Genomic DNA, 586 nt, shown 5'->3' with positions numbered 1-586 from the left:
GCTTATGTCTGGCGACCGACCAGCAACGTATGCAAGGCTTTTTCTATCTCTCGTCATAACGAGTATCAAGTTCTTCATGCGATCGAGCCGCTAAATCTCGGGCCAAAGCCGATCTTCGTTCATGAGCAAGGGTTATTAGTGGAGTGGATCGATGGGATCACGCTGACAAAAGATGGCATCGAGTTGGAAGAGCTCTTACCCATCGCGGCGACCATTCATCAATACCATTCGAGCTCCATACCTGTTGTGCCATTTTCTTACATCTCGCGAATTGATCATTATTGGTTGGAGTTAGAAGGAAAGTACGTCGGTTCGGAATTTGAAACCCTATACAAACACTGGCGTTCTGAACCTAGTGTTGAACAAATTCCGTTAGCGCTGTGTCACTTTGATTTGGGGTGTTACAACCTAGTTCGGGGAGAGCAGGGCGTGAAAGTCATTGATTGGGAGTACGCAAGCCTTGCAGATCCAAGATTAGATTTAACGCTCATTTTGCAAATTACCGATTCGCCAATAGAAGAGTCGGTTGAACGCTATTGCCAGATTCGAAATATTGAAAATACATCAGTTTGGCTTGAAGGAGTAA

1 protein-coding gene is annotated in these 586 nt (G+C 45.2%); it reads left to right on the top strand.

Annotated elements, in window-relative coordinates; all coding sequences use genetic code 11:
• Window positions 1-586, top strand: a 586-nt coding sequence (locus R7093_RS26705) for a phosphotransferase (RefSeq protein ID WP_318147210.1), incomplete at both ends; no start/stop codon positions are given.

It is taken from the genome of Vibrio sp. 1580 (assembly GCF_033340055.1).
Note: the sequence above shows the minus strand (reverse complement) of the source record. Positions and strands in the feature narration are given on the sequence as shown.